We start from the raw sequence: 19901 nt of genomic DNA on the forward strand, positions 1-19901 counted from the left end.
CCGCGAAGGGCCGCCTTGTCGGGCTCAGGGGTCGAGGCGGTCCAGACCCGCGCGCACCACGCTCGCGACGTCGGGGTCGCGGAAGACGAAGCCCTGGTCCAGCAGCGCGGCGGGTCGGGCGTTGACCGAGCCGAGCAGCTCGGGGGCCATCTCGCCGGCGGCGACCTCCAGCACCTTGGCCGGCACAGTGGCGAAGGAGGGACGGCGCAGCGCCTTAGCGAGGGTCTTGGTGAACTCCGCGTTGGTGGGGGTCTCCACGCAGCACAGGTTGACCGGGCCGTGGGCGTCGTCGTCCTCGGCGAGGTGCAGGACAGCGGAGACCCAGTCGCGCAGGGAGATCATCGGCATCCGCTGCTTGCCGGAGCCCAGCTTGCCGCCCAGCCCGGTCTTGAACAGCGTCGACAGCGGGCCGAGCGGGGCGCTGCGCCGGTCCATGACCGGGGAGGTGCGCAGGACGACGACCCGCGCGCCGGCGTCGCGGGCGACGGTGGTGGCGTCCTGCCACTCGCGGGTGACCCGGGTCAGCAGGGCGTCACCGCGGCTGTCGGAGGTCTCGGTGAGGACCTCCTCGCCACGGTCGCCGTAGTAGGCGATGCCGTTGCCGGCCAGGAAGACGGGCGGCTTGTCGGACCGAGCCTCGGCGATCGCGCGCGCCAGCAGCCGGGTCGTGGTGACCCGGCTCTCCATGACGTCGCGCGCCCACTTCTGGGAGTGGACGTTGCCGACCAGCGGCGCGCCGGCCAGGTTGACGACGACGTCGGCCGAGGCGATCACGTCGCGGTCGTAGACGTCGGCGTACGGGTCCCAGGTCGACTCGCCCGGACCGCTCGCCGGGCGCCGCACCAGGCGGGTGGTGCGGTGCCCGGCCCGGTCCAGTGCTGCGGTCAGGTGGGTGCCCAGGAACCCGGAGGCACCGGCGACGACGACGTGGAGAGCCATGCCGCCAGCGTGCCAGGGGCCCGGCTCACCCGGCCAGGTGCGACCAGCGTGCCGACAGCTCGTCCCACGGGCCGGCGTCCACGGCGCGGCCCTCGGCCAGGACGACGACCTGGTCGGCCCGCGCGAGCGCGGCAGCCTTCGAGGTCGCACCGACCACCGTGGCACCGCGCTCGCGCAGCGACTCCCACAGCTCGATCTCGGTGGCGGCGTCGAGGGCGGAGGAGACGTCGTCGGCCAGCAGCAGCTCGGCGTCGCAGGCCAGGGCCCGGGCCAGTGCCAGGCGCTGGACCTGCCCGCCGGACAGCCGCACCCCGCGGTGCCCGACCAGCGCGTCGACCCCGCCGGCCTCGGCGACGTCCGACCCCAGCCGCGCGGCCGCGACGGCCGGCTCCACGGAGCGGTCGGGGTGGTCGAGGGCGACGTTGCCGCGGAAGGTGCCCGAGAGCACCCTCGGCACCTGGGCCACGTGCGCGACCCGACCCGGGCGCAGCTGGACCTGGGGGTCGTCGAGGGCCCGGCCGTTCCAGTGCAGGTCGCCGGTGCTGCCGATCAGACCCGCCAGGGCGGCCAGCAGCGAGGACTTGCCCGACCCGACCTGGCCCAGCAGGAGCACCAGCTGACCGGCCTCGACGTCGAGGTCGACGTCCTCGACGCCCAGGGTGCCGTCGTCGTGGACCGCGGTGAAGCCACGCAGGCGCAGCGCGCGCAACGGCTCGCGCTCGACCGGGGCGGGAGCGGGGGAGGTGCCGTGGACCAGGTCCAGGCCCTCGGGCAGGTCCATCAGGTCGCCGCCCCCGGCCAGCTCGCTCGTGGCGCGCATCCAGGCCTTCGTGCCCGGGGCTTCGGTGACCACGGCGCCGGCGACCCGGCCGAACCAGTCGAAGCCGCTGACCGCGTTGGCCACCAGCAGCGCGGTGGCCAGGCCCCAGCCGCCGCCGACGAAGACCGCCCAGGCCGCCACGACGCCGCACTGCACCATCACGATGGGTACGCCGTCGAGCATCGCCTGCACGCGGTGCTCCCGCACCTGCGCCTCGACGCGGCCGTCGTCGACCTCGCGCAGGTGCCGGTGGACCGCCGGGGTCGCGGCGGCCAGCTTCACCGTGCGCACCGACTCCAGCGCCGAGACCAGGGACCGGCCGAAGCGGGCCCGCGCCGCGGAGGAGGCGGCGGCCGAGCGACCGGCCACCCGGCGTCCCAGCGAGGAGGCCAGGGCCGAGACGACCATGACGAGCAGCAGGATGCCGCCGGCCAGCAGGCTCTGGGCGATGAGCGAGGTCACCAGGGCGATGAGCAGACCGTTGCTGAAGTCGACCCAGCGGTCGGCGTACCGCGCGAAGCGGTCGGCGTCCATCGCGCGCGCCACGGCCTCGCCGGGCGGCGTCCGGTGCAGGCGTCGCTGGTCGGTCTGGCCCTGCAGGACCGCCGCACGCACCCGCAGCATCACCGCGACCCACCAGCGGGGGTAGCGGCGGATGGCGGAGGCCAGCAGCTGCGGGGCCACCAGGATCGAAACGACCAGCGCCCCGGTCAGTGCCCACGGGGCGCCGCCGGCCTGCAGGTCGGCGATCACGAGGCCCCACAGCCAGCCCGTGACCGCACCGAAAGCCCCGGTGAGGGCGGAGAGCAGGAAGAGCCAGATCGCCACGAAGCCCCACCGGGGCTCGATCATGAGCGCGTTCCAGGTGCCCCGGGTCAGGCTCGGGACCGGCTTCAGGGCGGGCGGCACGGGCGGGGTGCCGATGCGGCGCGCGGTGCCGATGCCGACGTCCAGCGAGGAATGTGCGACCGGCTCGTCGCCGTCGGACGCCGGGTCGCCGGGGTCGCCGGCGCCCCGGTCGTCGAGGGCGTCGTGGCCCGGGCCGGTGCTCGAGGCCTCCAGCAGGGTGCGGAACGGGCCGGGACGGCTGACCAGCTCGGCCCGGGTGCCCTCCTGCACCACGCGGCCGTGGTCCATGACCACGACCTGCTCGGCGCGGGCGGTGGTGCTGAGGCGGTGGGCCACGAGCAGGCCGGTGCGCCCGGTCAGCAGCCGGTCGGCGGCGCGCACCACACGGGCCTCGGTGACCGGGTCCATCCGGGCGGTCGCCTCGTCGAGCACGACCACGTGCACGTCGCGGACCAGCAGCCGGGCGAAGGCGACCAGCTGCTCCTCGCCGGCGGAGAGGGTCAGGCCGCCAGGACCGAGGGCGGTGTCCAGGCCCTGGGGGAGGCCGGCCACCCAGTCGGTGAGGGCGAGCTCGGCGACGGCCGACTCGACCCGCTCGCGCGGCAGGTCGGCGAAGAGCGTGATGTTCTCGGCGAGGGTGCCCGCGAGGATCTCGGTGCGCTGGGTGACCACGCCGACCCGCGCGCGGAGCTGCTGCAGGTCGACGTCGAGCACGTCGACGCCGTCGAGCAGCACGGTGCCGGGGCGCGGCTCCACCGCGCGCGAGACCAGCGAGGCCAGCGTGGACTTGCCGGAGCCGGTGCGCCCGACGAGGGCACAGGTGGTGCCGGCGCGCACGGTGAGGTCGACGCCCTCGAGGGCGAAGGTGGCGTTGCCGCCGTAGCTGAAGTGCAGGTCGCGGAAGCGCACCTCGGGCACGCGGTCGGGCATCGGCAGGCCACCGGTCGGCTCGGGCGCGGCCGCGAGCAGCTGGCGCAGCCGGAGGACGGCACCGAAGCCGGCCTGGAGGTCGGGCAGGTGCCGGGCCAGCTGGTCGACCTGGCCGACGAACTGCGTGGTCACCAGGAAGAGCGTCACCAGCGCCCCGGTCGAGAGGCGCCCGTCCACCACCAGCGCGACGCCGGCCACGCCGGTGGCGGCGAGCATCGCGTGCAGCAGGGTGCCGGTGCGGCGACCCACGCTGGCCTCCATGGCCAGGACCTCGTCGAAGCGGCGGTGCAGGGTCGCGGCCAGCTCGGTGCACCGGCGTACGACGTAGGCCTGGCCCAGGCTGGTGCGCAGGTCGTCGCGGGCGGCGATGCCCTCCTCCATGGCCGCCGCGTGGTCGGTCCAGGCCATCTCCTCGATGACCTTGCGGCGCGAGATCTCGGGCAGCCGGGACTTCACGAACGAGAACGTCGCCACCGCCGAGACCGGGAAGAGGACGAACGCCGGCCACCAGGTCAGGCCGGCCACGATCCACAGCGGCCCGGAGGCCAGCAGCGTGCGCATCGCCATCCACACGCTCTGGCGCAGCAGGGTGCCGACCTCGTGGGTGTCGTCGTCGACGCGGTCGAGGACCTCGCCGACGGCCTGCTCGGACAGCTCGGCCAGTGGCTGGGCCATGGCGGCGTCGAGCAGGTCGCCGCGCAGCCGCCCGGCGGCCCGGTCCACGACCCCGGCCCAGACGGTGCGGGCCACGGTGTCGACCAGGGCGCCACCGACGACGCAGAGCGCGAGCAGGCCGACCAGGCCCGTGGTCGGGTCCTCGGCCAGCTGGCCGGCGACGACCGTGCCGAGGCTGGTGCCGACGGCGGCCAGGAACGCGCCGAGGACGCAGGCGAGGGCGACCGGCCCGCGGAGCCGGCGCCAGTCGACGGGCTGGCGGTGGGCGGTGGCGGGCGGACGGGGCTGGGGTGGCCGCTTCGTGGGCGGTGAGACGGTGCTGGTCACGGTGCTTGCACCGTAAGTCCTGGCACCGACGATGCGCTCCACAATAACGGTGGGGTCACGGCGCTGCGGCGGCACGCGGGCGAGGACGCGCGACGGCCCGCCCGGGAGTCCCGGGCGGGCCGTGCGGTGGTGCTGTTCAGTTCATCGACCGGGTCTCGACACGCGCGTCACGACCTCGCAGGCTCGGTCGTGGCGCTTGCTCGACCTCCTCGCGTTGTCCCGAGCGAGCTCGGGACAGGCTCAGACCTCGAAGGAACCCGACTCGAGGCGCTGCTTGACCTCCTGGAGGAACCGACCGGCGTCGGCGCCGTCGACCAGGCGGTGGTCGTAGGTCAGCGCGAGGTAGACCATGTGGCGCACCGCGATCGTCTCGCCGAGGTTCGGGTCGTCGATCACCACCGGACGCTTCACCACGGCGCCGGGGCCGAGGATGGCGACCTGGGGCTGGTTGATGATCGGGGTGTCGAAGAGCGCCCCGACGCTGCCCAGGTTGGTGATGGTGAAGGTGCCGCCCGACAGGTCGTCGGGGGTGATCTTGTTGGTGCGGGTGCGGTCGGCGACGTCGGCGATCTTCTTGGCCAGGCCCGAGATCGACAGGTCGCCGGCGTCCTTGACCACCGGGGTCAGCAGGCCCTTGTCGGTGTCGACGGCGAACGCCACGTGCTCGTGGTCGTGGAAGGTGACCTCGCCGGCCTCGTCGTCGATCGTGGCGTTGAGCTTGGGGTGCTGCTTGAGCGCGTCGACGGCCGCCTTGGCGAAGAACGGCAGGTACGACAGCTTCACGCCCTCGCGGGCCGCGAACTCGGCCTTGGTCGCCTCGCGCAGCCGCGCGATGTTGGTGACGTCGACCTCGACGACCTGGGTCAGCTGCGCGGAGGTCGCGAGCGACTCGTTCATCCGCGCCGCAATGATCTTGCGCAGCCGCGACAGCGGCTCGGTGGTGCCGCGCAGCGGCGAGGGGTTCACCGGGACCGGCGTGCCCGAGGAGCCGCGCTGCGCGGACCCGCCGGAGGCGGCCGGGGCCGGTGCGGCAGGCGCAGCGGCCGGCTTCTTGGCGGCCTCGGCCGCGGCGAGCACGTCCTGCTTGCGGATGCGGCCACCCACACCGGTGCCCTCGACGGTGGACAGGTCCACGCCGTGCTGCCCGGCGAGCTTGCGCACGAGCGGCGTGACGTAGCCCGGGCCGTCGCCTCCGGGCGCGGACTGCTGGGGTGCCTCCTGCTTCGGGGCCTCCTGCTTCGGGGCCTCCTGCTTCGGGGCCTCCTCCTTCGGGGGTTCCGAGGCACGCGCGGCCGGCTCGGAGGGGGTCTCCTGGGCGGCGGGGGCGGGCTCCTCGGCCTTCGCGGGCTCCTCGGCCTTCGCAGGCTCCGGCTCCGGCTCGGGCTGCTTCTCCTCCTGGGGGGCCTCCTCCTGGGGGGCCTCGGCGGGCGCGGCGGAGCCGTCGCCGATCACGGCGAGCTCGGCGCCGACCTCGACGGTCTCGTCCTCCTCGACCTTGATCTCCAGCAGGGTGCCGGCCACGGGGGAGGGGATCTCGGTGTCGACCTTGTCGGTGGAGACCTCGAGCAGCGGCTCGTCGACGGCGACGTCGTCACCGACCTGCTTCAGCCACCGGGTCACGGTGCCCTCGGTGACCGACTCGCCCAGCGCGGGCAGGGTCACCGAGGTGCCGCCGCCGCCACCGCCGCCACCGCCGGAACCGCCGGAGGATCCGGAGCCGGACGCCGCGGGCGCCTCGTCCTGCTTCTCGCGCTCGGGGGTCTCGTCGCCGGGGGGCAGCTCGCCGGTCTCGGCCTCGACCTCCTCCTCCTGCTCGGCCTTCTTCTCCGCCTCCTGCTCGTCGGCAGGCTCGGCCTCGGGGGTGGCGTTGTCGGTCGACCCACCGGTCGACTCACCCTCCTCGCCGATCATCGCCAGGACCGCGCCGACCTCGACCGTGTCGTCCTCGGCGGCCTTGATCTCCAGCAGGGTGCCGGCCACGGGGGAGGGGATCTCGGTGTCGACCTTGTCGGTGGAGACCTCCAGCAGCGGCTCGTCGACCGCGACGGTGTCGCCGACCTGCTTGAGCCAGCGGGTGACGGTGCCCTCGGTGACGGACTCCCCGAGCGCCGGGAGGGTGACTTCGGTGGCCATGCGATTCCTTCGGTAGCGGGTTGCGTGGGTCTGCGGTCTGCTGTGGGTGGTGCGGGTCGCTGTGCGCGGTCGGCGGTCAGCCGTGCGCGTGCAGGGCCTTGCCCGCGAGGGCCAGGTGGGCCTCGCCGAGCGCTTCGTTCTGGGTGGGGTGGGCGTGCAGGAGCGGGGTGACGTCCTCGGGGTGGGCCTCCCAGGCGCAGATGAGCTGGGCCTCGCCGATCAGCTCGCCGACGCGGTCACCGACCATGTGGACGCCAAGGACCGGGCCGTCGACCTGGCGGACCAGCTTCACGAAGCCCTGGGTCTGCAGGATCTGGCTCTTGCCGTTGCCGCCCAGGTCGTAGGTGAGGGTCTCGACGGCGTCCGTGCCGTAGGTCGCGCGGGCGGTCTCCTCGTCGAGCCCGACCGAGGCGATCTCCGGGTGGGAGTAGGTGACACGCGGGATGCTCGACTCCGGCACCGGGACCGGGTCGAGGCCGGCGATGTGCTCGGCCACGTGCACGCCCTGCTGGAACCCGCGGTGGGCCAGCTGGAGGCCGGGGACGATGTCCCCGACGGCGTACACGCCCTCGAGGTTGGTGCGGCCGTGCTCGTCGGCGAGGACGAAGCCGCGCTCCATGGCCACGCCCTGCTCGGCGAACCCGAGGCCGTCGGTGGCCGGGCCGCGACCGACGGCGACGAGCAGCAGCTCGGCCTCGATCGAGCCGGTGCCGCCCTTGTCGTCCTCGACGCCGACGCGGACGCCGGTGTCGGTGCGTTCGACACCGGTGGAGCGGGTGGCGGTGCGGAAGGCGATGCCGCGCTTGCGAAACGCGCGCTCCAGGGCCTTGGAGGAGGCCGGGTCCTCGGCCGCGACCAGGCGCGGGAGGGCCTCGACGATGGTGACCTCGGCCCCGAAGGAGCGCCACACGCTGGCGAACTCGCAGCCGATGACGCCGCCGCCGAGCACGACGACCGAGGCCGGGACGTGCTGCAGGCGCAGGGCGTGCTCGGAGGTGAGGACCCGCTCGCCGTCGACCTCGAGGCCGGGCAGGGTGCGGGCGTAGGAGCCGGAGGCGAGGACGAGGTGGCGACCGGAGTACGCCGTGCCGTCGACGGTGACCTCGCGCGGGCCGGTCATGGTGCCGCGGCCCTCGATGACGGTGATGCCCCGGCCCTTCACCAGGCCGGTGAGGCCCTTGTGCAGCCGGGCGACGACGCCGTCCTTGTAGGAGTTGACCCCGGCCATGTCGATGCCCTCGAGCGTGGCCCGGACGCCGAAGCGCTCGGAGTCGCGCGCGGAGTCGGCGACCTCCGCGGCGTGGAGCAGGGCCTTGGTCGGGATGCAGCCGACGTGCAGGCAGGTGCCGCCCACCTTGTCCGCCTCGACCAGCCCGACCGAGAGACCGAGCTGCGCGGCGCGCAGGGCACAGGCGTAGCCGCCCGACCCCGCCCCGAGGATGAGCACGTCGAACTCCGTGCCGTGTGCGGGTGCGTGTCCGGGGTCGGCCACCGTGGTCCTTCGGCTCGTGTCGGGCTGGGCTGCCGCGGCGACGGGTCTGCCGCGAGCGCCGCCCATCCTTGCACTACTGCGACCGCTCCCGACACCGACCCGAGGGTGGGTCGGGCAGACTGGTGCCATGGGACTGCTCGACCGCTTCCGTCGCGGCTCCGGGGCGAAGATGCGCAAGCCTGCCCGGGACGCCTACCGCACCGGCTCGACGCGCGTGCGCGCCGCCGACGGCGCCGACGTCGACCACCTCAACGCCTGGGTGGGTGAGCGTCGCGGGGTCGAGGGGTTCGTGGAGCCGCGCACCGCGGTGAGCGACGTGACGCTGCTGCTGGTGGCCCACGACGGGGAGTGGACCCGACGCCGGGTGCCCTCGGTGAAGTGGGCCCACGACTTCTGCAACCGCCACCAGGTCCCGTCGTACGACGCCGCGGTGGTGGGGGTTCCGCAGCGGATGCGGGAGTACAACTCCCGGCAGCGCCAGGCCCAGAAGCAGGCGCTGCGCGACGAGCTGGACTCCTAGGACGGGCCGGACCCCTAGGAGGCGACCAGCGCGTCGGCGAGGTCGACCAGGGTCGCGACCGCGAAGCCGGTGCCGCCGCTGGTGACGTGGCCCGAGGGTCCGCCGCTGGCGAAGGCGGGCCCGGCGATGTCGAGGTGCGCCCAGGGCAGGCCGCCGGTGAACTCGCGCAGGAAGGCGGCCGCGAAGAGCCCGCCGCCCCAGCGCACCCAGTCGTGCTGGGCGAGGTCGGCGACCTTGGAGGAGGTGATGCGCTGCTTCATCTCCTCGGGGATCGGCATCGGCCACATCGCCTCGCCGGCGGTCTCGGCGGCGGCCAGCACCTGGTCGACGGTCTCCTCGGTGCCGAGGACGCCGGCCACCTGGGTGCCGAGCGCCAGCACCATGTGGCCGGTGAGGGTGGCGACGTCGACGACGAGGTCGGGGGAGACCTCGACGGCGCGGCCGAGCGCGTCACCGAGCACGAGGCGGCCCTCGGCGTCGGTGTTGAGGATCTCGACGGTCGTGCCGCCGTACAGGCGCAGGACGTCGCCGGGGCGGGTGGCGTTGCCGGAGACCATGTTCTCGGCCATCGGCACGAAGGTGGAGACCTTCAGCGGCAGGCCGAGGCGGGCGATCGCGAGCGTGGCCTGCACGACCGCGGCGGCCCCGGCCATGTCGCTCTTCATCTCGTGCATCGAGGTGGCCGGCTTGATGGTCAGCCCGCCGGAGTCGAAGGTGATGCCCTTGCCGACCAGGGCGAGGTGGGGGGCGTCCTTGGCCAGGCCCTTGGGGGCGTAGGTGATCTCGACCAGGCGCGGCGGGGCGTCGGAGCCCTGGCCGACGCCGAGGATGCCGCCGCAGCCCATCTCGGCCAGCGCGACCTCGTCGTGGACGGTCACCGTCAGCACCTTGCCGCGACCCTTGGCCAGCGGGGCGGTCGCGGCCTGGACGGCCTCGGCGAACAGCGGCGGGGTGAGGTCGCCCGGGGGCGTGTTGACCCAGGTGCGGCAGTCCGCGACGGACTGCGCGACCACCTGGGCGCGGGCCAGCGCGTCGACGACCTCCTGCTTGCGGGCGGCGGGGGTGAGCACGACGACCTCGCCGGGGCCGTCGGTGGGCGTCGCGGTGTCGCGCTGGTAGGCGGTGAACCGGTAGCCGCCGAGCAGCCACCCCTCGGTGACGGCCCGCACCTCGGCGGCCCCGGGGGTCGGCAGCGCCAGGGCCACCGTCGCCGCGTTGGGCACCGCGCGGGCGGCAGCGCCGGCGGCGCGACGCAGGTCGGCGGTCGAGGGGGTGCGGCCCAGGCCGACCAGCACGAGCACGGGGGCGTTGATGGCGCCGGCGGTCGGGATGCGGGTGGTCTCGCCGAGGCTGCCCTTGATCGAGAGGGAGGCCAGCAGCGGACGCAGCTTGCGGCCGTACGCCGAGGCGACGTCCTGCGCGCCGTCGGCCAGGGAGACGCCGTCCTCCCCGGCGAGGACGCCCACCACCACGGCGTCGACCTTGGTCTTGGCGGGACTGGCGCTGCGCAGGATGAAGGAGGTCACCCGGGCAGCCTAGGAGACAGGGCACGACGGGACGGGGCCCGCGGTGCCCGCTGGGGTAGGTTCCACGCCATGTCGACGCCGTTGCTGACCTCGCCGCTCCACGCCCGGCACGAGGCGCTCGGGGCCAAGATGGCGGAGTTCGGCGGCTGGTCGATGCCGCTGGAGTACGCCGGGTCCGGGGTCGTCAAGGAGCACACCGCCGTGCGCGAGGCCGTGGGCCTCTTCGACGTCAGCCACCTCGGCAAGGCCACCGTCTCCGGGCCGGGCGCGGCCGACTTCGTCAACGCCTGCCTCACCAACGACCTGGGCCGGATCGGCCCCGGGCGCGCGCAGTACACCCTGTGCTGCGACGAGCGGACCGGTGGCGTGGTCGACGACCTGATCGCCTACCTCCACGCCGACGACGACGTGCTGCTCGTGCCCAACGCCGCCAACACGGCCGAGGTCGTGCGGCGACTGGCCGCCGCGGCCCCCGCGGGCGTCACCGTCACCGACCGCCACCGCGAGATGGTCGTGTTGGCCGTCCAGGGCCCGCGGTCCGACGAGGTGCTCACCGCGCTGGGGCTTCCGGTCGACCAGGACTACATGGCCTTCGGGCTCGGGGAGCACGCCGGCCACGAGGTCGTCGTGTGCCGCACGGGCTACACCGGCGAGCGCGGCTACGAGCTGCTCGCCCCCAACGCCGCCGCCGAGTCGCTGTGGGACGCCCTGCTCGAGGCCGGTGCCGAGCACGGCATCCTGCCGTGCGGGCTGGGCGCCCGCGACACCCTGCGCACCGAGATGGGCTACCCGCTCCACGGCCAGGACATCTCCCTCGACGTGACGCCCGTCGAGGCCCGCCTCGGCTGGGCCGTCGGGTGGTCGAAGCCGGAGTTCTGGGGCCGCGAGCCGCTGCTGCGCCAGCGCGAGGAGGGCCCGCAGCGGGTGCTGCGCGGCATCGTCGCGACCGGCCGCGGCATCCCGCGCCCGCACATGCGGGTGCTGCTCAGCGCCGACGTGCCGGTCGGCGAGGTCACCTCCGGCACCTTCTCCCCGACCCTGCGCAAGGGCGTCGGGCTCGCGCTCGTCGCTGCCACCGTCGCCGCGGACGCCGAGGTGTCGGTGGACGTGCGCGGGCGCCGCGAGGTCTTCCAGCTCACCAAGCCCCCCTTCGTCGAGCCCTCGGTCCGGGAGGTCTGAGATGTCGCTGCCCGAGCAGCCCGCCACGTTCCGCGCACCCACCCCTGCCGAGCTGCCCTGGTGGTGGCGCCTGGAGGACGCGACCGGCGCCGAGGTGCGCCTGACCGGGGAGGCCGCCGCCGACCTCGATGGGCAGCGCTTCCCCAGCCAGGGCGACGCCGAGTCGTGGGTGGGCGAGACCTGGGCCGACCTGGCCCGCGAGGGCGTCGACGCCGTCACCCTCTTCGAGCTCGACCGACGGGTCTACGGCCCGATGTCGCTCCACGCCTGAGCCGGCCGGTCCAGGCAGTGGTCCAGGGGCCGGCGCGCCGCGCCCGGGCGCAGGCCGCCGGCGAGGCCGAGGAGTACGCCGCGGCCCGCCGCCCCGACCTGGTGCGGCTCGCCGTGCTGCTCGGCTCCCCGCCGGACCACGCCGCCGTGCTGGCCGACCGCACCCTCGCCGGTGTCCGGGCGGGGTGGTCCGAGCTGATCGCGGGCGACCCCGACGACCAGCTGGTCGACCTGCTGCTCGAGCAGCGCGCGCTCGACCGCACCGCGTGGTGGGACCGCGTCCGCCCCGACGAGGTGCTGCCGCCCGAGCTGGCACCCCTCGACCGGCTGGACCCGCGCACCCGGGCCGCGGTCGTGTGGGGTGCGCTGGGCCGCGACCCGGCCGGCGTGCCCGGCTCGGGCGACCACGGTGCGCTGGACCCGGGGCTGCCGGGCCTCGTGGCGCGGGTCGCTGCCGGCGTACCCGTGCCGCCGGAGGTGGTGCGCACGCCCCTGCGGTCCCGCTCCTCGCGCCGGCTGGTCCTCGGCGCTGCGGCCGCCGCGGTGGCGGTCGGGCTGCTCGTGCCCGTCCTCGGGCCGGACGAGCGACCCGTCGCCGAGCCGCCGCTCGGCCCCGTCGACGTCGGTGGGCGTCCCAACCCCGCCCCCGTCGCGTGGTACGCCGCCGGCCGGGTCCACCTCGACGATGGGTCGGCCGTGGTGCCGGACGTGGTGGCCCTGGTCGAGATGGGGGCCGGGGCGGTGTACCTCGACGTCGACGGGCGGGTGGTGGCGCTCTCCGGCACGGGGGAGCGCACGCTCCTGGGCCAGGCGGTGGTCGGGCCGGGCCTGGTGGGCAGCGCGGTGCGTGGCCGGGTCGCGTGGGTCACCGAGGACGACGAGGTCGAGGTCGCCGACGTCGGGACCGGGCGGGTGGTGGACCGGCTGGAGGTGGGGGACGCCGAGCAGGTGGGGCTGCTGCGGATGGTCGGCCCGGTGCTGCGCTTCACCGAGGCCGACGGCGAGACCGCGTGGGTGCCCGAGGAAGGGGGCACCGAGAGCGTGGGTCCCTCCGCGAGCCGCGGGTCGCTCGTGGACGTGGTCGGCAGCACCGAGCTGCGCCAGCTCGACGGTGGCAGGGTCGCCGTCGACGGGCCCTTCGGTCCGCGGGTGGTGGTGCCCGGTGACGGGGGAGAGGTCTCCCCGAGCGAGGAGTTCGTGCTGACCCGCACCGGCGAGGGCGGCCTCGGCGTGCGGGTCTTCGAGGCCGGCACCGGCGAGGAGCGCGCGTCCGGCACCACGCCCGAGGACCTCGTCCTCGACGTGCGCTTCACCGGGGCCGACGAGATCACCTACCTCCTGGGCGACCGGGCCTCCCTGCCCGACGGGTCCGGGGTGGGCCGGGCGTCGGGCACCGGTCCGGTGGAGGTGCGGACCTGCCAGGTCCGCCTGGACTTCTGCGTCGTGCACGCCTCCGGACCCGGGTTCGGCGAGACCGCGGCGCTGCTGGCCCGCTGACCCCGCTGACCCCGCTGACCCGTCGGAGGCGAGGTGGCAGGGTGGGCACAGTGGAGCACCCCTACCGCTGCGTGGACGTCTTCGGCTCCGGCCCCCTGACCGGCAACCCGGTCGCGGTGGTGCACGACGCCGACGGCCTCGACGACGAGCAGATGGCCGCCTTCGCGCGGTGGACCAACCTCTCGGAGACCACCTTCCTCCTCGCGCCGACCGACCCGGCGGCCGACTACCGGCTGCGCATCTTCACCCCGGGCGAGGAGCTGCCCTTCGCCGGGCACCCGACCCTCGGGTCGGCGCACGCCTGGCTCGAGGCCGGCGGCACGCCGCGGCGGGACGGCGTGGTGGTGCAGGAGTGCGCGGCGGGCCTGGTCCGGGTGCACACCGGGGAGCGGCTCTCCTTCGAGGCGCCGCCGCTGCGCCGCTCGGGACCGGTCGACCCCGACGACCTCGTGCGGATCGCCGCGGCGCTGCGCCTGAACGTCGGCGACGTCGTCGACGCGGCCTGGGTCGACAACGGACCCGGCTGGGTCGGGGTCCTGCTCCCGGACGCCTCCGCGGTGACCGCGCTGCATCCCGACTGGGCCGCCTTCGACGGCCTCGACATCGGGGTGGCCGGCCTGCACCCGGAGGGCAGCGACGTCCAGCTGGAGGTGCGCGCGTTCTGCCCGGGGCTCGGGATCACCGAGGACCCGGTCACCGGGAGCCTCCAGGCAGGCCTCGCGCAGTGGCTCACCGCCACGGGACGGTTGACGACGCCGTACGTCGCCGCGCAGGGCGCCGCGCTGCGCCGCCGGGGCCGCGTGCACGTCGAGGAGCGCGACGGCGCGGTCCTCGTCGGAGGCGCCACCGTGACCACCACCGCGGGATCGCTGCGGCTGGGACCGTGACTTGGACGGGGTGGGACCGTTGGTCACACCATGGACACCCGTCAGCGGACCCGACGCCTGATCCTCGCCGCCCTGGCCGCACTCGGCCTGGCGCTCCCGCTCGCCCTGGTCGGCGCCACCGCGCCCGCGACCGCGATCGTGGGCGGCAGCCAGGCCCGTGACGGCCAGCACCCCTTCATGGTCTCCCTGCAGACCGCGGGCTCGCGGGGCAGCGACGGCCACTTCTGCGGTGGCTCGGTCGTCGGCAAGCGGTGGATCCTCACCGCAGCCCACTGCACGATCTTCGAGCCCGGTGACGTCCAGGCGGTCGTCGGGCGCACCGACCTGACCTCCGGCGGCGGCCAGGTGCTGCGCATCGCCCGGATGGAGGTCCACCCCGACTACGCCGACACGGGTTCCAGCGACGTCGCGCTATGGCGCACCACGAAGAAGATCAAGGCCCCCCGGATCGCGCTGCCGACGGCCGCCGACGACGCCCTCGAGGCCCCGGGCAGCACGCTGACCGTCGCCGGGTGGGGCCACGAGGTCTACCAGGCGGGCTCGGTGCAGGACCGGCTCAAGACCCTCGACGTGCGGGTCACCAGCGACCTGGAGTGCGTGACCAACACCGTGGTCCTCGGGTTCACCGAGGCCACCGAGTTCTGCGCCGCCGAGCTGGGTGGCGACTCCTGCCAGGGCGACTCCGGCGGTCCGATCTTCGGCACCCGCGCCGACGGCCGCGTGGTCCAGCTCGGCGCCGTCTCCTACGGCCTGGGCTGCGCCCTCCCGCTCTTCCCGGGTGTGTACGCCGAGATCAACAGCCCCACGATCCTCAGCTGGATCCGCGCCACGATGCGGGCCGCCTGACCCGCCCGACGGGACTGCGCCCGGCGTCCTCCGCCGCGGGGTAGCGTCTGCCCCGTGCAGGCCTACCTCGACCTCCTCCGCCGGATCCTCGACGAGGGCGTCGAGCGCACCGACCGCACGGGCACCGGGACGCTCTCGGTCTTCGGCCACCAGACGCGCTACGTCCTGGACCCGGCGCGGGGCGGCGGCTTCCCGCTGGTGACGACCAAGAAGGTCCACACCCGCTCGGTGTTCGGCGAGCTGCTGTGGTTCCTGCGAGGCGACACCAACGTGCGGTGGCTCCAGGAGCGCGGCATCTCGATCTGGGACGAGTGGGCCGACGAGGACGGCGAGCTCGGACCGGTCTACGGCGCCCAGTGGCGCTCGTGGCCGACCCCCGACGGCCGCCACGTCGACCAGCTGGCCCAGGTCGTGGAGGCCCTGCGCCGCGACCCGTCCTCGCGCCGCCACGTCGTCTCGGCGTGGAACGTCGCCGACATCCCCGACATGGCGCTCGCGCCCTGCCACGCGCTCTTCCAGTTCTACGTCGCGCCCGACGCCGACGGCGGCCCCGACCGGCTCTCCTGCCAGCTCTACCAGCGCTCGGCCGACGTCTTCCTGGGCGTGCCGTTCAACATCGCCTCCTACGCCCTGCTGACCCACATGGTCGCCCAGGTGACCGGGCTGCGGGTCGGCGACTTCGTGCACACCCTCGGCGACGCGCACCTCTACCTCAACCACCTCGAGCAGGCGCGGCTGCAGCTCACGCGCGAGCCGCGACCGCTGCCGACGCTGGTGCTCGACCCGACGGTGACCGAGATCGACGCCTTCGAGCTCGAGCACATCGAGGTGGCCGGCTACGACCCGCACCCCGCGATCAAGGCGCCGATCTCGGTATGAGGGCGGCACCGTGAGCAGCCGGCGGATCGTCCTGGTCGCCGCGGTCGCCCGCAACGGCGTCATCGGCAACGGCCCCGACATCCCCTGGAAGGTGCCGGGGGAGCAGGCGGCGTTCAAGCACCTCACGATGGGCCACACCTTGGTCATGGGCCGCACGACCTACGAGTCGATCGGCCGTCCGCTGCCCGGGCGCGAGACCGTGGTCCTGACCCGCGACCCCCACTGGTCCGCCGGTGACGTGGGGGGCGTCCACGTCGCGCACTCGCTCGACGACGCGCTGCTGCAGGCGACCCGGCTGCCCGGCGAGATCGTCGTCGCCGGGGGAGCGAGCGTGTACGCCGCCGCGATGCCGCTGGCCACCGAGCAGGTGATCAGCGAGATCCCGCTCGAGCCCGAGGGGGACGTGCACTACCCCGCGTTCGACCGGCACGCCTGGACCGAGACCCGGCGCGACGAGCTCGACGGCTTCGACCGGGTGTGGCTGCGTCGGCGTTGAGCAGCGGCCCTAGGGTCGGGCGCATGGAGCTGCGCATCTTCACCGAGCCCCAGCAGGGCGCGACGTACGCCGACCTGCTCAGGGTCGCCCAGGAGACCGAGCGGCTGGGGTTCGGGGCGTTCTTCCGCTCCGACCACTACCTCGGCATGGGCACCCCCGGCCTGCCCGGGCCCAGCGACGCCTGGATCACGCTGGCCGGGCTGGCGCGCGAGACCAGCACCGTGCGGCTCGGCACGATGATGACCAGCGCGACCTTCCGGCACCCGGGCCCGCTGGCGATCTCGGTCGCGAACGTCGACGACATGTCCGGCGGCCGGGTCGAGCTCGGCATCGGCGCGGGCTGGTTCCTCCAGGAGCACCAGAAGTACGCCATCCCCTTCCCCGACACCAAGGAGCGCTTCGACCGGCTCGAGGAGCAGCTCGCCATCATCACGGGGCTGTGGACCGCCGACCCCGAGGCAGGGTTCACGTTCGAGGGCGGCCACCACTCGGTCACCGACTCGCCCGGGCTGCCCAAGCCGGTGCAGCGCGACGGCCTGCGTGGCGGTCCGCCGATCCTCGTCGGCGGCATGGGCAAGCGCCGCACGCCCGCCCTCGCCGCGGCGTACGCCGACGAGTTCAACCTCCCGTTCGCGCCCTTCGAGGAGGGGCTCGAGCAGCTGGACCGGGTGCGCCGCGCCTGCGAGGCCATCGACCGGGACCCGGGCTCGATCCGGATGTCCTCCGCGCTGGTGCTGTGCGTCGGGGAGACCGAGGAGGAGCTGGCCCGACGCGCCGCCGCGATCGGCCGCGAGGTCGAGGAGCTGCGCGAGAACGGCCTGGCCGGTCTGGTGCCTGAGGTCGTCGAGAAGATCGGTCGCTACGCCGCGTCGGGGCAGGAGCGGCTGTACCTCCAGACCCTCGACCTGGGCGACCTGGACCACCTGCGGCTGGTCGCCGAGCAGGTCGTCCCGCAGATCCCATAACCTTGGCCGCATGACCGCCTCCGTCCCAGCCGCGCCCTTCGGGCGGATGCTCACCGCGATGGCCACGCCGTTCCGCGAGGACGGCGCGGTCGACCTCGACGGGGTCCAGCGCGTGGCCAAGCACCTGCTCGCCCACGGCCACGACGGCCTGGTCGTCTCCGGCACCACGGGGGAGTCCCCGACCACCACCACCGAGGAGGACGGGGAGACCCTCGCCGCGGTGCGCGACGCGGTCGGGCCCGACGTCCCGGTCGTCGCGGGGGTCGGCACCAACGACACCCGCACCTCCCTGGTGCTCGCGCGGCAGGCGCGGGAGCGCGGCGCGACCGGGGTCCTGCTCGTCTCGCCGTACTACAACAAGCCCGGCCAGCGCGGCATGCTCGAGCACTTCCGCCAGGTCGTGGAGGCCGCCGAGCTGCCGGTGATGCTCTACGACGTGCCCGGGCGCACCGGGTCGACCATCGGCCTGGAGACCTACGAGCAGGCGCTGGCCTGGGAGCCGGTGGTCGCGGTCAAGGACGCCGTCGGCGACATGCCGCGGGCCGCGAGGCTCGCGCAGATGGGCTACGCGGTCTACTCCGGCGACGACGTCAACACCCTGGGCTTCCTGGCCCACGGCGCCTGCGGGCTGGTCTCGGTCGTCGGGCACGCGGCCGGCTCCGAGATCGCCTCGATGATCGGTGACTTCCTGGGCGGCGACCATGCGGCCGCCCTGGCGACCTACCAGCGGCTGCTGCCGGCCTTCGAGGCCGTCATGGGCCCCGCCAACTACGGCGCCACCACCGCGAAGGCAGCCCTGGAGCTGCTCGGCGTGCTCGACAACCGTCGGGTCCGCTCCCCCCTGGTGCAGCTCGACGACGAGGAGCTGGCCGCCCTGCGCGCCGGCCTCGACGCCGCCGGCCTGCTCTGAGCCCACCCGGGCCCCACCACCACGCACCCGACAGCAAGGACCTCATGTCGCACCCGCACCCCGAGCTCACCGCACCTGCTCCGCTGGCCGAGGGAGGCCTGCGGGTCACCCCGTTCGGCGGGCTCGGCGAGGTGGGTCGCAACATGACCGCCTTCGAGTACGACGGTCGGCTGCTCATCGTCGACTGCGGCGTGCTCTTCCCCGAGGACCACCAGCCCGGGGTCGACCTGATCCTCCCGGACTGGTCCTCCATCCGCGACCGGCTCGACACCGTCGAGGCGCTCGTGCTGACCCACGGCCACGAGGACCACATCGGCGCGACGCCGTACCTCCTGCGCGAGCGCGGGGACATCCCGCTCGTCGGCTCCGAGCTGACCCTCGCACTGCTCGGCTCGAAGCTGCGCGAGCACCGCCTGCGCGAGACCGTGCACCACGTGGTCAAGGAGGGCGACCGGGTCTCGTTCGGTCCCTTCGAGCTGGAGTTCGTGGCGGTCAACCACTCGATCCCGGACGCGCTCGCGGTGGCGATCCGCACGCCGGCCGGCATGGTGCTGCACACCGGCGACTTCAAGATGGACCAGCTGCCGCTGGACGGTCGGATCACCGACCTGCGGGCCTTCGCGCGGCTGGGGGAGGAGGGCGTGGACCTCTTCCTCACCGACTCCACCAACGCCGAGACGCCGGGCTTCACCCCGACCGAGAAGGCGATCACCCCGGTCATCGACCAGGTCTTCCGCGAGTCCAGCCAGCGGATCATCGTGGCCTGCTTCGCCTCGCACGTGCACCGTGTCCAGCAGGTGCTTGACGCGGCGTACGCCCACGAGCGCCAGGTCGCCTTCGTCGGCCGCTCGATGGTGCGCAACATGGGCATCGCCAAGGACCTGGGCTACCTCACGGTCCCGCCCGGCACGATCGTGGACGCCAAGGAGCTCGCGGACCTGCCGCCGCAGCACCAGGTGCTGATCTCCACCGGCTCGCAGGGCGAGCCGATGTCGGCTTTGTCGCGGATCGCCCAGCGCAACCACAACTTCGTGCACATCGAGGAGGGCGACACCGTCCTGCTGGCCTCCTCGCTCATCCCCGGCAACGAGAACGCGGTCTACCGCGTGATCAACGGCCTGGCCCGGTGGGGCGCGCGCGTGGTGCACAAGGGCAACGCGATGGTGCACGTCTCGGGCCACGCCAGCGCCGGTGAGCTGCTCTACTGCTACAACATCGTCAAGCCGCGCAACGTGCTGCCGGTGCACGGCGAGATCCGGCACATGCAGGCCAACGCCGCGCTCGCCCGCGCGACCGGCGTCGAGAACGTCGTCATCGCCGAGGACGGCGTCGTGGTCGACCTGGTCGACGGCGTCGCGTCGGTGGCCGGCAAGGTCGAGTGCGGCTACGTCTTCGTCGACGGCTCCTCGGTCGGCGACATCACCGAGTCCGACCTCAAGGACCGCCGCATCCTCGGCGAGGAGGGCTTCATCTCGGTGATCGTGGTCGTGGACTCGGTCAGCGGCAAGGTCGCCGGCGGGCCCGAGATCCACGCGCGCGGCTTCGCCGAGGACGACTCGGTCTTCGAGGACGTCAAGCCCGCGATCATCGACGCGCTCAACCGTGCGGTCGCCGACGGCACCACCGACGCCCACCAGCTGCAGCAGACCGTGCGCCGCGTCATCGGTCGCTGGGTCTCCAACACCCACCGTCGCCGTCCGATGATCATCCCGGTGGTGATCGAGGCCTGAGGCCGGCTCCGCCGGTCCCCCCCACGCGTGG

General features: G+C 74.3%; 16 protein-coding genes. 11 read left to right on the forward strand and 5 right to left on the reverse strand.

All coding sequences use genetic code 11. The annotated features are described in order from the left end of the window. Positions 1-24: 24 nt before the first annotated feature. The 4 genes from ACYVID_RS05230 to lpdA form a co-directional block, all read right to left on the reverse strand. A complete protein-coding gene (locus ACYVID_RS05230) occupies positions 25-939 on the reverse strand; it encodes a TIGR01777 family oxidoreductase (RefSeq protein ID WP_460735113.1) in 915 nt (304 codons plus the stop codon). 25 nt (positions 940-964) lie between these two features. After that, positions 965-4540 carry an ATP-binding cassette domain-containing protein gene (locus tag ACYVID_RS05235; protein ID WP_460735115.1) on the reverse strand — a complete coding sequence of 1192 codons (3576 nt, stop codon included), beginning with the start codon at positions 4538-4540 and terminating at the stop codon, positions 965-967. Positions 4541-4780: 240 nt separating this feature from the next. Then, entirely contained in the window at positions 4781-6673 is a 1893-nt protein-coding gene (sucB, locus tag ACYVID_RS05240) for a 2-oxoglutarate dehydrogenase, E2 component, dihydrolipoamide succinyltransferase (protein ID WP_460735117.1), read from the reverse strand. A gap of 76 nt (positions 6674-6749) precedes the next feature. After that, positions 6750-8165 (reverse strand): dihydrolipoyl dehydrogenase, encoded by a 1416-nt coding sequence (lpdA, locus tag ACYVID_RS05245; RefSeq protein WP_460735119.1) that lies wholly within the window; start codon positions 8163-8165, stop codon positions 6750-6752. 127 nt (positions 8166-8292) lie between these two features. Here lpdA and ACYVID_RS05250 point away from each other — a divergent pair, with 127 nt between their 5' ends. Next, positions 8293-8685 (forward strand): hypothetical protein, encoded by a 393-nt coding sequence (locus tag ACYVID_RS05250; protein WP_460735121.1) that lies wholly within the window; start codon positions 8293-8295, stop codon positions 8683-8685. 14 nt (positions 8686-8699) lie between these two features. Here the strand turns inward: ACYVID_RS05250 and ACYVID_RS05255 are convergent, their stop codons facing one another. Next, entirely contained in the window at positions 8700-10211 is a 1512-nt protein-coding gene (locus ACYVID_RS05255) for a leucyl aminopeptidase (protein WP_460735123.1), read from the reverse strand. Between the two features lie 69 nt (positions 10212-10280). Here ACYVID_RS05255 and gcvT point away from each other — a divergent pair, with 69 nt between their 5' ends. The 10 genes from gcvT to ACYVID_RS05305 are packed head-to-tail and all read left to right on the forward strand — an operon-like array spanning position 10281 to position 19870. After that, positions 10281-11390 (forward strand): glycine cleavage system aminomethyltransferase GcvT, encoded by a 1110-nt coding sequence (gene gcvT / locus ACYVID_RS05260; protein WP_460735125.1) that lies wholly within the window; start codon positions 10281-10283, stop codon positions 11388-11390. Position 11391: 1 nt separating this feature from the next. Next, complete coding sequence (locus tag ACYVID_RS05265; RefSeq protein ID WP_300643050.1) at positions 11392-11661, forward strand: hypothetical protein; 270 nt, start codon at positions 11392-11394, stop codon at positions 11659-11661. 17 nt (positions 11662-11678) lie between these two features. Beyond that, positions 11679-13157 (forward strand): hypothetical protein, encoded by a 1479-nt coding sequence (locus ACYVID_RS05270; RefSeq protein ID WP_460735128.1) that lies wholly within the window; start codon positions 11679-11681, stop codon positions 13155-13157. A 50-nt stretch (positions 13158-13207) separates the two neighbouring features. Then, positions 13208-14044 (forward strand): PhzF family phenazine biosynthesis protein, encoded by an 837-nt coding sequence (locus ACYVID_RS05275; RefSeq protein WP_460735130.1) that lies wholly within the window; start codon positions 13208-13210, stop codon positions 14042-14044. A gap of 30 nt (positions 14045-14074) precedes the next feature. Next, on the forward strand, positions 14075-14890 hold the full coding sequence (locus tag ACYVID_RS05280) for a S1 family peptidase (RefSeq protein ID WP_460735132.1): 816 nt from the start codon (positions 14075-14077) through the stop codon (positions 14888-14890). Positions 14891-14944: 54 nt separating this feature from the next. Further along, on the forward strand, positions 14945-15769 hold the full coding sequence (locus ACYVID_RS05285) for a thymidylate synthase (protein WP_460735134.1): 825 nt from the start codon (positions 14945-14947) through the stop codon (positions 15767-15769). A gap of 10 nt (positions 15770-15779) precedes the next feature. Then, a complete protein-coding gene (locus ACYVID_RS05290) occupies positions 15780-16265 on the forward strand; it encodes a dihydrofolate reductase (protein ID WP_460735136.1) in 486 nt (161 codons plus the stop codon). A gap of 23 nt (positions 16266-16288) precedes the next feature. Continuing rightward, positions 16289-17230, forward strand: coding sequence for an LLM class F420-dependent oxidoreductase (locus tag ACYVID_RS05295; protein ID WP_460735138.1), 942 nt, complete (start codon positions 16289-16291; stop codon positions 17228-17230). A 10-nt stretch (positions 17231-17240) separates the two neighbouring features. Continuing rightward, positions 17241-18140, forward strand: coding sequence for a 4-hydroxy-tetrahydrodipicolinate synthase (gene dapA, locus ACYVID_RS05300; protein WP_460735140.1), 900 nt, complete (start codon positions 17241-17243; stop codon positions 18138-18140). A gap of 44 nt (positions 18141-18184) precedes the next feature. Further along, complete coding sequence (locus ACYVID_RS05305) at positions 18185-19870, forward strand: ribonuclease J (RefSeq protein ID WP_460735142.1); 1686 nt, start codon at positions 18185-18187, stop codon at positions 19868-19870. Positions 19871-19901: the final 31 nt, after the last annotated feature.

Source organism: Nocardioides ginkgobilobae, assembly GCF_054781275.1.

Bases quoted from the DNA above. Each gene is read 5' to 3' on its own strand.
- ACYVID_RS05230 (WP_460735113.1), bottom strand. From the start codon at position 939: ATGGCTCTCCACGTCGTCGTCGCCGGTGCCTCCGGGTTCCTGGGCACC.
- sucB (WP_460735117.1), bottom strand. From the start codon at position 6,673: ATGGCCACCGAAGTCACCCTCCCGGCGCTCGGGGAGTCCGTCACCGAG.
- ACYVID_RS05250 (WP_460735121.1), top strand. From the start codon at position 8,293: ATGGGACTGCTCGACCGCTTCCGTCGCGGCTCCGGGGCGAAGATGCGC.
- gcvT (WP_460735125.1), top strand. From the start codon at position 10,281: ATGTCGACGCCGTTGCTGACCTCGCCGCTCCACGCCCGGCACGAGGCG.
- ACYVID_RS05265 (WP_300643050.1), top strand. From the start codon at position 11,392: ATGTCGCTGCCCGAGCAGCCCGCCACGTTCCGCGCACCCACCCCTGCC.
- ACYVID_RS05280 (WP_460735132.1), top strand. From the start codon at position 14,075: ATGGACACCCGTCAGCGGACCCGACGCCTGATCCTCGCCGCCCTGGCC.
- ACYVID_RS05295 (WP_460735138.1), top strand. From the start codon at position 16,289: ATGGAGCTGCGCATCTTCACCGAGCCCCAGCAGGGCGCGACGTACGCC.
- dapA (WP_460735140.1), top strand. From the start codon at position 17,241: ATGACCGCCTCCGTCCCAGCCGCGCCCTTCGGGCGGATGCTCACCGCG.
- ACYVID_RS05305 (WP_460735142.1), top strand. From the start codon at position 18,185: ATGTCGCACCCGCACCCCGAGCTCACCGCACCTGCTCCGCTGGCCGAG.